This window comes from Thalassobellus sediminis (assembly GCF_044386045.1).
In the GTDB taxonomy this organism is placed as follows: Bacteria; Bacteroidota; Bacteroidia; order Flavobacteriales; family Flavobacteriaceae; genus Thalassobellus; species Thalassobellus sediminis.
Window position 1 is genome coordinate 1,484,471 of record NZ_JBISCD010000040.1, and the last position, 14,115, is coordinate 1,498,585.

The following is a 14,115-nucleotide window of genomic DNA, read 5'->3' on the forward strand; positions in this document are numbered from 1 at the left end:
CAATCGTTAAAGGAAGATATTTGAAACTTCTTAGGTAATCAAACTAAAAAATTACCCGAAAACTTACATTTGGAGTAATGCCTAACGACTGGTTTTCAACTTTGTTAACTTCATTTGCATCATCTAGAGTATAATAAGTATTAATGATGTTTTTTTTGTTTAAAATATTCCAAATAGAAGCACCAATTGTAGCACGTGCCGTATCAGAAATGTGAAACCTATAAGTAGCAGAGCAGTCTGTTCTTAAATAATCGTTTAAATTAGAGTTATTTGGACTTTGGTAGATTATTCCTCCATCTTCTACAGGAGTGTTAGCATCTGGTAATGTTGTAGGTTTTCCAGAATGCCAATTTAAACCTAAAGCTACTTTTATATCTTTATATGTGTAAGTACCAGCAAAAGTTATAGCGTGTCTTATATCTGCATTGTTCGGAAATGGTTGACCTTCATTTAAATTGTTAAACGTATAATTGTTACTACTGTAGGAATATGATATCCAAGTGCTAACAATATCATTAAATTGTTTGTTTAGTAAAACATCAATACCTTTAATGTTATAACTTCCAATGCTGTTTACAAATTGATATTGGTTTTGAAAACCTTGACTTCTAGCTGTAATACCATCTACTTTTTTTATATAACCTTCGGCACTTATTAGTAGTTTGTTTTTGTTGTAGTGTATACCTGCAGAAGCTTGTTTGCTTTTTAAAACGGGTACAGGGTATGTGGTTTTGTTATTGTTGATTTCAACCTCTTTGTTGTTGTTTGCTAAAATCCATCGTCTGTTTTCTATGCCTAAAAAATCGTTTTGTAAATCTATAATTTGTGTAGTTGTCTGACTTTTAAATTCTCCTAAAACCTCAAATCTAAAATAATTTAAAAATCGTTGACTAAAATTAAACCTTGGCTCTGCTAAAACCATATCCAGTTTTTCAAAATAGTTTATACGGCCACCCAAAACTAATTTAGTTTTTGCATTATTCGATAGTAAGTTAGTTTCAGCATAAATAGCGTGGCTTCTTATAACTTCTTTTATATAGCTTCTGAAATTGGGGTTGCTAACATCTTCTAAATTACTGATGCCAACTTCACTAAACTGATAACCTCCATTAATTTTAAATTGGTCATTTGGTGTGAAATTAATATCCATTTTAGCAGAACCATCATACACTTCGTTTTCTTGAATAAGGCGTTGGTTATTTAAAACATCAAAATTGGTAGCATCTAAATCATAATTAGATATATAAATTTGTGAGGTTGTAGATAGTGTTTTACTCCAGTCTCTTGTATAAGTAACCCCGATAGCTGTATTACGTTGTGATAATTTACTGTTTAAAGCTTCGTCTCTGTCGTTTATAGTAGATTGTTCATCATATTTTAAATCGTTATAGATATTTAAAAAGTGAAGTCTTATTTTATCTTTTTTAGTAATATCATATAGAAATTTAGCAGTAACATCGTAAAAGAAAAACGATTCATTTTGTGAAATAAAATTGTCATCATTTTTAGCCGTATTAAAATCGGAATCTTGAAAAATACGCTTTGAATATTGCTCGAAGGTTGAGGTATTTATTAAATCGGTTATAGAACGACGTGTTGATAATTGTAATTCGGTTTTTTTAGATAACGGAATTTTAGCATAACCATCGGCATTTATTAAATTAAAGCCTAAGCCTGCTTTAAATTCGTTATCAATCTTATCCGATAGTTGCATGTCTATAATACTAGAAATACCATCGCCGTATTTAGCACGCGATCCGTTTTTGTATACATTAACATGTTTAGTTGTATAAGGATTAAAGGCCGAAATGAGCCCAAAAAAATGTCCAGATTGGTACATTTTAATACCATCTAATAATAGTAAATTTTGATCGTGTGTTCCACCACGAATGTTAATGTTCGATACAGTTTCATCGGCACTTAAAACACCTGGAAGCGCTTGGATAGTTTGTAAAACATCGGGTTCTATTAATCCAGGAAGAATACCAAATGTTTCAGGTTTTATAGTAATAGACCCATCGTTTAGTTTTGTAATACCCGTTGTAAGATAATTACTTACTACAATTTCTTTTAATCGTTGTGTGCTATTAAGATGATTGTCTTTTCGAGGTTTTTTTATAACCACAAACCTATTGTTTAATAGCTCAAAATCTAGATTGGTCTCTAGCTTTAAAAACTCTAAAGCTTCTTGTAACGTTAAATCGTTTTTTAAAGGCGTTGCTTTTTTGTCTTTAATAGTTTCATCTATATAAGAAAAACGGATGTTATAGTTTTTTTCGAGTGTTTTTAAAATGGAGATAAGTGGCTGCTTTCCTTCTTGAATGGTTTGAGCTTTTAGATAAGCAATATTCAAAAAAAACAATAATATAAAAATAGAAAAACACCTGTTTTTATTCACCTTTTAATATAATAGTATTGTTGGTTTTACTATATGTTAAATGTAAGGGTAAGGAAATGGATTTCAAAGCAACTTCTAAATTATTGTGGGTAAAACTACCTGTAAATAATTTAGTAGAATCAATGTTAATTAAAGTAATATTTACATCATATTGTCTTTCAAATTCGGCAATAATTGTTTTGTATGGTAAACTTTTAAAAGTACTTTCGTTATTTAACCACGAAGGTGTAGTGCGGTTTTCTTTTTCTTTAGCAATAATTTCCCCATCTATAATTAAAAAACTGTCTCCAGGTTTTAATTTCGTTTCATGAGAATTGTGGGTGACTCCAACTAAACCTTCGTAGCAAATAACCTCAAAATAATTATTTCGTTGTTTTACATTAAATTGAGTACCATAAACTGTTACAGCTCCTAATTTTGTAATAACGCTAAAAGAAGAGCCTTTGGCAACTTTAAAAAAAGCTTCACCTTGAAGTTCTACTTCGCGTTCGTTTTTCCAATCTTTTTTATTAAAAACTAATAACGATTTAGCGTTTAGGGAAACACTAGATGCATCTGGTAACTCAATAGTTGTTTTTTGAGCTACTGTAGTTGTTATGGTTGTGTCTATAGTTGTTGTGTAGTAGTATAAACTAAAGCAAATGGCAAGTATAGCTGCAACACGCATAAAAGGTTTAAACCAATGTGTTGATTCTTGCTTTTTACTTTTAAGGGTAGATAATACGATTTCCAGTTCTTTAGATGTGTCGTAATCATTTGCCTTAAAAGCCTGTAAACTGTTGTCTAACTTTACTAAATCATCATAGTCTTCAAGGTTTTTAAACGCTTCAAGTTCTAGATCATTTAGATCGTTGTCTAACCATTTCGATATGAGCTTTTCTCTGTTCATCATTTGCTTATTCAATTATATAACAGTTGTGTTTTATTTTTTCCTACCCTTTAATTTAATTTTTTTTCAAAAACTTAAATTTCAGTCTTCAGTCTTTTTTACAACTCTTTAATATCCTTCCGTAATTTAGTCAAAGCGCCATAAATACGTTTTTCAACAGCTTTGGTAGAAATATTTAAAATTTCAGCAATTTCTTTAAAACGTTTTCCTTCAACACGATTCATCATAAAAGCTTCGCGTTGTGCTTCAGTTAAATTACTAAGCGCTTTTTGTAATTTATCATTATACTCACTTTCCTGCATTAAAAACTCAGGGCTTTCGTTAGTATACATTTTAGGTTTGGTTTGCTGGTGCTTTAAGACTACCTTTTGGTGGGCAACCTCATTTAGCATTAAATTATTAGCTGTAGTAAAAACAAAACTCTTTGCTTTATCTGGTGAAATTTTAGCGCAGTTTTGCCATAACTTAACAAAAGCTTCCTGTACCTTGTCCTTCGGGTTTAATAAATCACCAAACTTATAATATAAAAAGTTATGTAAATCTTTAGAGTATTTATTAAATATTGCAGAAAATATATGTTCCTTGCAAATATTTTCATGTAGTTGTTTCCCCATTATTATTGGTAGTTGGTGGCACTAAAATAAAAAAAAAGGAGATACAGGGTAGGAATTTTTAAAGTTATCCTGTTTTATATTCAAAAAGCTATGTTTAACCCAAATTCAAAAATCATGAAAATTAAATTAAAAACATTATTGCTATTACCTTTTTTTGCCCTTTTAATATTTACTTCGTGTCAAGATGAAGTAACAGATATCTCAGTTCCTGAAGAAGCAGAAGCTCTCACTGCAACTTCAGAACTTACATCTTTAATGACTTCTACTGCTAAGTTAGATGGATCTAAAGATAATATTATTGATAAAGCAAGTTGCTTATCTATAGAGTTGCCAGTTACGGTTATTGTAAATGGTCTTGAAATTACAGTTGATTCTGAAGAAGATTATAAGGTTATTAAAGCCATATTTGATGAGTTTGAAAATGATGATGATATTTTAGAAATTGTATTTCCTATTACTATTATTACATCAGAATTTGAAGAGTTTATTTTAGAAAACCGTCAAGCGCTACAAGAGTTAATTCAAGATTGTGTTGGTGAAAATGAAGAAGATGATGATATTGAATGTATTGATTTTAAATATCCATTAGCATTTTCTGTATACGATACAGCCTTTGAAGTTATAGATGTTGTTAATGTTGAAAATGACAGAGCATTACATCGTTTCTTAAAACGTGTTAGAAGTTCAGAGTTTTTAGCAAGTCTTAACTTTCCTATAAATATGGTTTTAGCCGATGGTTCTGAAATTGTTGTAACCAATAATGAAGAATTACAACGTGTTATTAAAGAAGCAAAAGATGCTTGTGATGAAGATGATGATAATGACTATCATGATAACGATTTTGATAAAGAGCGTTTAGATAATTTATTGATGACTTGCCCTTGGGTTGTTCATGAATTTGAAAGAAATCAAGATAATTTAATAGAACAGTATAATGAGTATGCCATTCAATTTAAAGCTGATAATGTTGTAAAAATGCGTGCTAGAGGAGGCGATATGTTAACAGGTACTTGGTCTACACGTGTAACAGATAATGGAGCTTTAATAAACTTAGAGTTCAATAATTTAGCAGACTTTACTTTAGAATGGTTTGTATATGATTTAGGACCTGGTAGAATAAAGTTATACCAAGCAGGAGGGAACAGAATTATTTTAAAGAAAAATTGTGAAGTAGTTATTGATATTACTAAACAAAGAATAGAAAACTATTTACAAGAATGTTTCTGGAGAGTATCTCGTTTAAATGTAAACGGAACAGATAATGAAAAAGATTATATTGGTACACCACTTAAATTTTTAGAAAATAACGTTGTAAAACTTAGAGTTAATGGAGAGTTGGTAGCAGGAACTTATGAAATTGGTGTTAGAAACACTGGTTTTATTTTACAAGTTAATTTAGAAGGACGACCAAATTTAAATCTAGAATGGTTAATTACTTTCTTGGAGTCAGGTTTAATTAAGCTTGAAAATGCTAACAACAAAATGGTTTTAAAAAGACATTGTCCAGATGCCGATAACGATTTAACCTTTGTTGATAGTGTTTTAATTAATGGTGAGTGGGAAGTTGCTGCTTATCATGTAAATGGAGAAAATAAACCAGAAGAATTTTATATGTACACTTTAAACTTTATGGAATCTGGACGCGCTAAAGTTACCGATCCTAATGATGGCATTTTCAGTGGTTCTTGGTTAGCATATAGAAATGAAGGTTTATACCTAGGAATGTTTTTCGGAAATAATGCACCGTTTGATGACTTAAATCATAGATGGAAAATTAAAGAAATTACTCAAAATAGAATAGAGTTGAAAGACTATAGTTCTACTGGAGCAATAGAACGTATTTTAGTTCTTGAAAAGAAAGTATAATATGTTTTGGTAAAAAAGGAACCCCTTATCTTTTCGGTTTGTTAGGTTAATTTATAAGTTAAGTTTCCTTTATAAAGGTTGTCAATTTTATTTGGCAACCTTTTTTTTTATAAATATATTTTAGGCGTTACCTTTATCCTGAATTAATTTCAGGATAAAGGTCGGGCTTTCACTACTCGCTTCCTCCTATCGTCGGCGAGCTCAAACAGACCGTTCAATCCTTAACGCAAAAAAAACAAGCAAACAAAAAACAATCATTTTTTTTATAAAAACCAACTTTATTAATACATAGCAAATCATTAACTTTGCAACTTCATTTTTAATCATAAAGCAGATTATTAATACCACACTGCTTACAGAATATATAAACCTATGTTTAATAATTTAAGCGATAAATTAGATAAAGCCTTACACGTTCTTAAAGGACACGGAAGTATTACAGAAGTAAACGTTGCCGAAACTTTAAAAGAAGTAAGACGCGCTTTACTAGATGCCGATGTTAACTTTAAAATAGCAAAAGAGTTTACTACCAGAGTTAAAGAAAAAGCTCTTGGGCAAGATGTTTTAACAACATTACAACCAGGGCAATTAATGGTTAAAATAGTTAAAGACGAGTTAACCGAACTTATGGGAGGCGATGCCGAAGGGCTTAACCTTTCTGGTACACCAAGCGTTATTTTAATGTCGGGTTTACAAGGTTCTGGTAAAACAACCTTTTCTGGTAAGCTAGCTAATTACCTTAAAAATAAAAAAACAAAGAAACCTTTATTAGTAGCCTGTGATGTATATCGTCCTGCAGCAATAGACCAATTACATGTAGTTGGAGATCAAATTGGTGTGGAGGTTTTTAGCGATAAAGGAAATAACGATCCTGTTGCTATTTCTAAAGCAGGTATTGCCCATGCAAAAGCAAACGGATTTAATGTCGTTATTATAGATACCGCTGGTCGTTTAGCTGTAGATGAGGCGATGATGACCGAAATATCTAATATTCATAATGCTATTAAACCACAAGAAACTTTGTTTGTTGTAGATTCTATGACTGGGCAAGATGCTGTAAATACAGCAAAAGCCTTTAACGATGTCTTGAATTTTGATGGTGTTATTCTAACCAAATTAGATGGTGATACTCGTGGTGGAGCTGCTATTTCTATTAAATCTGTAGTAAATAAACCAATTAAGTTTATTGGTACAGGTGAGAAAATGGAAGCTATTGATGTGTTCTATCCATCTCGTATGGCAGATCGTATCTTAGGTATGGGAGATGTGGTGTCGTTAGTAGAACGTGCTCAAGAACAGTTTGATGAGGTAGAAGCTCGTAAGTTGCAAAAGAAGATTGCTAAAAACCAATTTGGGTTTGACGATTTCTTAAAGCAAATTCAGCAGATTAAGAAAATGGGGAACATGAAAGACCTTATGGGCATGATTCCTGGTGCTGGAAAAATGATGAAAGATGTTGATATTGACGATGATGCTTTTAAAGGTATTGAAGCTATCATTCACTCTATGACGCCTAAAGAAAGAACGAACCCCTCAATAATAAATGCAAGTAGAAAAATTAGAATAGGAAAAGGTTCAGGAACGTCTGTTCAGCAAGTAAATCAGCTTTTAAAACAGTTTAACCAAATGAGCAAAATGATGAAGATGATGCAAGGTGGTGGCGGTAAAAAGATGATGCAGATGATGAAGAATATGAAGTGATTTAGTTTACAGTCTCAGTTTTCAGTTTAAACAGAAAAAGAAACTTTATGGATTTCAAAAAATTATTAGCTTATCAAAAATCTTTTGAATTAGCTATGTTGATTTTTGAAATCTCTAAATCTTTTCCAAAAGAGGAAACATATTCATTAACAGATCAAATTAGAAGAAGTTCACGATCAGTATGTGCAAACATATCAGAAGCTTATAGAAAAAGAAGATACCCAAAGCATTTTATAAGTAAACTTACTGATGCTGATGGTGAAAATTCAGAAACTAATACATGGTTAGAATTTGCTTTAGCCTGTAATTACATAGATAAAGAAAAACATTTAAAGTTAACCCAGCTAGGTGTTGAAATTGGGAAACTTATAAATTATATGATTAATAATCCAAGCAAGTTCGGGGTTAACACAGGAAACGAGTAAACAAACTGTGACTGCGACTGCAACTGAACACTATTTTTTATGACAATTTTAGACGGTAAAAAAGTAAGTAACGATATAAAAGATGAAATCGCTGAGCATGTTAAGGCAATGGTTTCTAAAGGAGAAAAAGTACCACATCTTGCAGCTGTTTTAGTAGGTACAGATGGTGCAAGTATGACCTATGTGAATGCTAAAGTAAAAGCTTGTGAGCGTATTGGCTTTAATTCTACACTTATAGATTTACCAGATTATACTAGTGAAGAAGAATTATTAGCTAAAATAAATGACCTAAATAATAATGATGATATTGATGGATTTATAGTGCAATTACCTTTACCAGATCATATTGATGAACAAAAGGTTTTAATGGCAGTAGATCCAGATAAAGATGTTGATGGGTTTCATCCAACAAATGTTGGAAAAATGGCTTTAGATTTACCAACCTTTTTACCTGCAACACCTTACGGAATTCTTGAGCTGTTAGAAAGGTATCAAGTAGAGACTTCTGGTAAAAATGTAGTTGTCATGGGAAGAAGCCATATTGTTGGTCGCCCAATGAGTATTTTAATGAGTCAGAAAAGGCAAGCGGGAGATGCTACAGTAACCGTAGTTCATAGTCGTTCTAAAAATTTAAACGACATTACTAAGCAAGCAGATATTATAGTAGCTGCTATTGGTATTTCTGAGTTTTTAACTGGAGATATGGTTAAAGAAGATGTTGTTATTATTGATGTTGGTATTACACGTGTTCCAGATGCTACCAAGAAAAACGGATACAGATTAGCTGGCGATGTAGAATTTGAAAGTGTAAGTAAAAAAGCGAGTTATATAACACCTGTTCCTGGTGGTGTGGGGCCAATGACAATTGCTATGCTACTTAAAAACACGTTACTTGCTAGAGAAAGAAATTTGAAATAAAATATTAAATATAGCTTAGCAAAAACGCCTTATAAATTTTAATTTATAAGGCGTTTTTTTATGCTTTTTGTAAATGTATTAAAAGCGTTTTTTGCTTTTTTTAGGTAAACTAGCTTTGTATTCTTTAGTAGAATCTTCTAAAAGTTTATTTAATTCTAAGAACTCTTCTTTAGTAAGTTCTCTGTATTCCCCAACAGGAACATCTAAATTAATATTCATAATACGAACCCGTTTAAGCGTTTCAACTTCATACGTTAAGTATTCGCACATACGTCTAATTTGCCTATTTAATCCTTGAGTTAAAATAATACTGAAGGTATGTGAGTTTATCTTTTTAACAGCGCATTTATTAGTTGTTTTCTTTAACTCTTCTAGTAAAATACCATTGCGCATACGCTCTAAAAAAGTTTGAGAAATAGGTTTGTCTACTGTTACAATATATTCTTTTTCATGGTTATTACTAGCTCGAAGAATTTTGTTTACAATATCGCCATCATCTGTTAAAAGAATTAAGCCTTCACTTGGTTTATCTAATCTACCAATAGGAAAAATACGTTTATGGTAGTTTATAAAATCAATGATATTGTCTTTTTCAACACCGGTATCGGTTGTACAAACAATGCCAACAGGTTTATTAAACGCTAAATAAACAAAAGCTTCTTTTTTGTTTGCTATTTCTACACCATCAACATGCACGACATCATTAGGCGCTATCTTTGTACCTTTTTCAGGTATCACACCATTAATGGTAACACTTCCTGCTTCAATAAGTTTATCGGCTTCTCTACGTGAGCAATAACCAACTTCACTTAAAAATTTATTGATGCGTTTTAGTTGTTCTTCCATAGGGCAAAAGTACAATATTTTATGCCTTTAAAAAGTCTAAAATATGATTGTAAACCTTTTCAGATTTTAAACCATGTCCAAAACCAATGGTTCTTATAAGTTCAGAATTTTTGTAGTGTTTAGAATAGTCTAAAGCATCTCGATATGAAATGATTCTATCTTTTTTGTCGTGAATAATAAGTCCTTTTGCTCGAATGTTTTTTGTGAAATTCGAAACAGAAAAGTATTCCGGTAATTGTCCAAAATGTTTCAAATAATAAGCATTCATTGCTTTTGAAACCTTTTTGTTATAAGCCATTATATTAATATAGTTATTAACCAATCCGCGAAAGTTAGAAGGTGCTCCTAACGATATTAGTTTATTTGTAGTTAACGAACTGTATTTGTTTAATGAAATAGCAGCAGCAGTACCACCAATAGAATGCCCTATGATAATGTCTGTATCAAATTTTTTAGCAACCAGATGTATACATTCAGAATATAAAACGGCATTAAATATTTTACTGCCCGAATTACCATGTGCTGGTGCATCAATAGCAATTATGTTGTAATCGTGTTTTTTTAATAGATCGATTAAGTCTTTCCATCTATAAGCATTACTTTCCCAACCATGAGCTAATAATACAGTATCTTTTTTTCCGCTCCAGCGATACGTTTTTATAGAAAAATCTTTATAAGTTATATCTTCTTGAACAGCCGATTTAAGGTAGCTTGCTTCTTCTTCACTTATTTTACCTTTCGTGGGTGTCGAAAATATTTTAACAGCCAGTTTTGCAGCATATTTAGATGAAAAATAACTTGTAAAGTTTATGGTATGTCCTATGATTTTAGGAATATATTTACTCATTTAGATGATTTGTATTTACAATGAATTTTTAAGAGTCGTATTTTAATTCCAGTTCAAGAAAAAATATTTGATTTTAGCATCATCTGGAATATGCATAGCTTCAACCTTTAAATTCATATCAAATCTAAGATTAGCAGGAAGTTCTTTTTTGTCTATTACAAAACTAGCATTTAGTTCATTAACAGTTACAAGAACAGAGTTTATTAAGTTGCTAATTTTTGAAATTTTATATGCGCTAGATATATCTTTAAAGGTGCTTAATGTAGATATGTTTTTAGACGTTTTATAACGCGGATCTATAACTTGAATGTTTTCAATTACCGATGTAGAATCTAAAGTTTGTTTTGGAGTAAGGATTAATAGCTTTTTACCACCTTTCTCAAAGATGTCTATATTATTTCTGTTTCCAGTAAACTCATCACCACTAATAAATTTTACAATAGAATCGTTGCTGAAAATAGTTTTTAAATCTTTTATTTGTGTAGAATCTGTTAAGGAACCAATATGTTGTTTGCTAATTTCAAATGGGTTTTGTTCTTGGTTACAACTAGCTAATAATAGGGTAATGGCTAAAAAGCCTAAAAATGAATGACGCATTAAATGGGGTTTGTTTATCTTGTTAATTAAATGTCGTGTTGCCGACTTATTTTTTCATGACTTTAGTTAGAATACTAAAAACGCTACGTATAAATGTAGCACTGGTAAGTACTTTAACAATAGGATTCATAGCTGTACTTTTTCTTCTTGATGTAGAACGTGTACGCTTCTTAGATTCGGCTTTTTTAAGAGCTTCTTTTTCTTGTTTTGCTTTTTCTTTAGCTTCTTCGGTTTCAGCTAATTTAATTTTTTCATTAAGCATTTCATAAGCACTTTCTCTATCAACCGTTTTGTTATACTTTTTTACAAGTTTAGATTTTGAAAGTAAATTACTTAACTCAGTTTCTGTTAAAACATCCATTCTACTCATAGGTGCGCGCATCATGGTTGCAGCTAATGGTGTTGGACGTCCTTTTTCATCTAAAGCAGACACCAAAGCTTCTCCAATACCTAACGATGTTAAAACTTCGGTAGTATCGTAATACTCAGAATCTGGGTAATTTTCTGCGGTTAGCTTTATAGCTTTTCGGTCTTTTGCAGTAAAAGCTCTTAAAGCATGCTGTATTTTTAAACCTAGTTGACCTAATACACCTTCTGGAACATCGGTTGGGTTTTGTGTAACAAAATATAAACCAACACCTTTACTTCGTATTAGTTTTACAATACTTTCAATTTGACTTAGTAATGCTTTTGAAGCTTCATTAAAAATTAAATGTGCTTCATCAATAAATATAATAAGTTCTGGTCTGTCGCTATCACCTTGTTCAGGAAATGTTGAATAAATTTCAGCTAATAAGCTCAACATAAACGTTGAAAATAATTTGGGTCTATCTTGAATATCAGTCAGTCTCATGATATTAATGTAGCCACGACCTTCATCATTAACTCTTAATAAATCATCAACATCAAACGAGGTTTCACCAAAAAACAAATCAGCTCCTTGTTGTTCAAGTTCTACAATTTTTCTTAAAATAGCACCTGTTGACGCGGTAGAAATTCTTCCGTAAGCTTCGGTAAATTCAGCTTTACCTTCTTGGGTAGCATATTGTAAAATCTTTTTAAAATCTTTTAAATCAAGAACAGGCATTTTATTGTCATCGCAATACTGAAAAATAACAGCAACAACGCCAGATTGTGTTTCACTTAAATCTAAAATTCTTGAAAGTAGTACCGGTCCAAATTCACTAACGGTAGCTCTTAAACGTACACCATCTTGTTTCGATAAAGTTAAAATTTCAACTGGAAATGATTTAGCTTCAAAAGGAAGCCCAATTTTTTCATGACGTTCATCAATTTTAGCGTGTCCAGGACTTGGTTGAGCTAATCCACTTAAATCACCTTTAATATCCATTAGTAATACAGGAACACCTTTGTCGCTTAAGTTTTCGGCTAAAACCTGTAACGATTTTGTTTTTCCTGTTCCAGTAGCTCCAGCAATTAAACCATGACGGTTTAGAGTTTTTAGCGGAATTTTTACATGAGCCCCTGTTATGGTTTCGCCATCTAACATAGCAGCTCCAACTGGAATAAAATCGCCCTTTGTAGTATTGCCTTCTGTTATGTGTTTTAAAAAAGTGTCCTTGTTACTCATGCCAAATAAATTTGCGTAAAAATACAGGAAAAACGAACAAGAAAAAAATAGACTTTTTTAATTCTTATAACATATATAACAACCAAAAGTGTTTTTTAGAATTGAAACTTAAAATTACTAAAGTAATTTAAGTTATATGTATCTTTGCAAACGATGAAAAAAGAGATACAAGAGTTAGTAGATAAAGGCGAGATGCTACCTTTAATGGAAGAGTTTTATACCATTCAAGGCGAAGGCTTTCATAAAGGAACAGCAGCTTATTTTATACGTGTTGGAGGTTGCGATGTTGGTTGTCATTGGTGCGATGTTAAAGAAAGTTGGAATGCCGATTTACACCCGCCTACAGGTATTACAAAAATTGTAGAAAACGCAAAAAAGTACAGTGATACTATTGTGATTACAGGAGGTGAACCTTTAACTTGGGATATGGCTCCTTTAACAACTCAGTTAAAAGCCGAAGGGTTGCAAGTGCATATTGAAACATCGGGAGCTTATAAGCTAACTGGTATTTGGGATTGGATTTGTTTATCGCCTAAAAAAATGAAACTTCCTACTAAAGAAGTTTATGAGAATGCTCACGAATTAAAAGTGATTGTTTATAATAAAGATGATTTTCGCTTCGCGGAAGAACAAGCAGCAAAGGTTAATAAAGATTGTATTTTATATTTACAACCCGAATGGAGCAAACGCGATAAAGTAGTGCCAGAAATTGTAGATTATGTGATGGCAAACCCTAAATGGAAAGTGTCTTTACAAACACATAAGTATTTGAATATTCCTTAAATTTCAGTATTCAGTTACTCTAAGATATAAAACAAAAAAGTTCCGATACGTAAATATACTATCGGAACTTTTTAATTTTACTAACTGCTAGTTTATTTTGTAAAAGGTACAGCAACTCTTGTCGTTCCCCATCCTAAATGCATATTTATATTTCCATCAGCTTCATCAAAAGCAATTGAAAAAGCTTCAATAGATTCTCCTGAGGTTACAGGAGCCGTTAAACGTGCTACATCATTTGATTCTTTATAGAAATAAGACCCCCAAACGTTTAGTTCTTTACTAATAATAGCTGTCCATTCATTATCGCCAGGAATTACATAAAATGTATAAGTACCAGCTTTAACAATGGTGTTCCCTAGTTTCATATCGGTATAAAGTGTTAACTCAGCGGCTTCGTTTGCGCCTGTTCTCCATACTTTTCCGTTAGGAGCAAGTTTGCTTAATTCGCGTCCTTTTAGTTGAGGTCTACTATAAATTATTTTAATAAGTTTGTTAGGTTCTTTATAGCTCGTTGGAAATGCCGCAGCATCCATGGGGCTTTTGTCTAGTTTTGCAAATTCCTGAGCATTTACATTTAAAGATAATAGCATTATAAATGCTAAAGCGATGGTTGTTAAAAAAGTTGATTTCTTCATAATGT

Annotated in this window: 13 protein-coding genes; 5 read left to right on the forward strand and 8 right to left on the reverse strand. The window is 31.6% G+C overall.

What is annotated here, in order from left to right; translation table 11 throughout:
- Positions 1 to 43: 43 nt before the first annotated feature.
- The 3 genes from ACH5TW_RS13080 to ACH5TW_RS13090 all read right to left on the reverse strand — a co-directional run bounded on the left by ACH5TW_RS13080 (position 44) and on the right by ACH5TW_RS13090 (position 3,901).
- Entirely contained in the window at positions 44 to 2,353 is a 2,310-nt protein-coding gene (locus ACH5TW_RS13080; RefSeq protein ID WP_439336945.1) for a TonB-dependent receptor plug domain-containing protein, read from the reverse strand.
- A gap of 37 nt (positions 2,354 to 2,390) precedes the next feature.
- Positions 2,391 to 3,290, reverse strand: coding sequence for a FecR family protein (locus ACH5TW_RS13085; RefSeq protein ID WP_439336946.1), 900 nt, complete (start codon positions 3,288 to 3,290; stop codon positions 2,391 to 2,393).
- A gap of 95 nt (positions 3,291 to 3,385) precedes the next feature.
- The gene (locus ACH5TW_RS13090; protein ID WP_439336947.1) at positions 3,386 to 3,901 is read right to left on the reverse strand and encodes an RNA polymerase sigma factor; all 516 of its coding nucleotides are present in this window, start codon (positions 3,899 to 3,901) and stop codon (positions 3,386 to 3,388) included.
- 114 nt (positions 3,902 to 4,015) lie between these two features.
- Between ACH5TW_RS13090 and ACH5TW_RS13095 the strand changes: the two genes are divergently transcribed.
- The 4 genes from ACH5TW_RS13095 (at position 4,016) to folD (ending at position 8,811) form a co-directional block, all read left to right on the forward strand.
- Positions 4,016 to 5,767 (forward strand): hypothetical protein, encoded by a 1,752-nt coding sequence (locus ACH5TW_RS13095; protein ID WP_439336948.1) that lies wholly within the window; start codon positions 4,016 to 4,018, stop codon positions 5,765 to 5,767.
- 372 nt (positions 5,768 to 6,139) lie between these two features.
- Positions 6,140 to 7,468: a signal recognition particle protein gene (gene ffh / locus ACH5TW_RS13100; protein WP_439336949.1), complete on the forward strand. Its 1,329-nt coding sequence runs from the start codon at positions 6,140 to 6,142 to the stop codon at positions 7,466 to 7,468.
- Between the two features lie 47 nt (positions 7,469 to 7,515).
- Positions 7,516 to 7,893: a four helix bundle protein gene (locus ACH5TW_RS13105; RefSeq protein ID WP_439336950.1), complete on the forward strand. Its 378-nt coding sequence runs from the start codon at positions 7,516 to 7,518 to the stop codon at positions 7,891 to 7,893.
- A gap of 39 nt (positions 7,894 to 7,932) precedes the next feature.
- Entirely contained in the window at positions 7,933 to 8,811 is an 879-nt protein-coding gene (gene folD, locus ACH5TW_RS13110; protein ID WP_439336951.1) for a bifunctional methylenetetrahydrofolate dehydrogenase/methenyltetrahydrofolate cyclohydrolase FolD, read from the forward strand.
- Positions 8,812 to 8,889: 78 nt separating this feature from the next.
- On the opposite strand, the gene ACH5TW_RS13115 is transcribed toward folD, so the two are convergent.
- The 4 genes from ACH5TW_RS13115 to ACH5TW_RS13130 are packed head-to-tail and all read right to left on the reverse strand — an operon-like array spanning position 8,890 to position 12,692.
- Entirely contained in the window at positions 8,890 to 9,657 is a 768-nt protein-coding gene (locus tag ACH5TW_RS13115) for a pseudouridine synthase (RefSeq protein ID WP_439336952.1), read from the reverse strand.
- Positions 9,658 to 9,676: 19 nt separating this feature from the next.
- On the reverse strand, positions 9,677 to 10,504 hold the full coding sequence (locus tag ACH5TW_RS13120) for an alpha/beta fold hydrolase (protein WP_439336953.1): 828 nt from the start codon (positions 10,502 to 10,504) through the stop codon (positions 9,677 to 9,679).
- A gap of 42 nt (positions 10,505 to 10,546) precedes the next feature.
- Positions 10,547 to 11,101 carry a hypothetical protein gene (locus ACH5TW_RS13125; protein ID WP_439336954.1) on the reverse strand — a complete coding sequence of 185 codons (555 nt, stop codon included), beginning with the start codon at positions 11,099 to 11,101 and terminating at the stop codon, positions 10,547 to 10,549.
- Positions 11,102 to 11,147: 46 nt separating this feature from the next.
- The gene (locus ACH5TW_RS13130) at positions 11,148 to 12,692 is read right to left on the reverse strand and encodes a helicase HerA-like domain-containing protein (protein WP_439336955.1); all 1,545 of its coding nucleotides are present in this window, start codon (positions 12,690 to 12,692) and stop codon (positions 11,148 to 11,150) included.
- 153 nt (positions 12,693 to 12,845) lie between these two features.
- Here ACH5TW_RS13130 and ACH5TW_RS13135 point away from each other — a divergent pair, with 153 nt between their 5' ends.
- Positions 12,846 to 13,475 carry a 7-carboxy-7-deazaguanine synthase QueE gene (locus ACH5TW_RS13135; protein WP_439336956.1) on the forward strand — a complete coding sequence of 210 codons (630 nt, stop codon included), beginning with the start codon at positions 12,846 to 12,848 and terminating at the stop codon, positions 13,473 to 13,475.
- Between the two features lie 92 nt (positions 13,476 to 13,567).
- Here the strand turns inward: ACH5TW_RS13135 and ACH5TW_RS13140 are convergent, their stop codons facing one another.
- Complete coding sequence (locus ACH5TW_RS13140; protein WP_439336957.1) at positions 13,568 to 14,110, reverse strand: DUF2911 domain-containing protein; 543 nt, start codon at positions 14,108 to 14,110, stop codon at positions 13,568 to 13,570.
- Positions 14,111 to 14,115 lie beyond the last annotated feature (5 nt).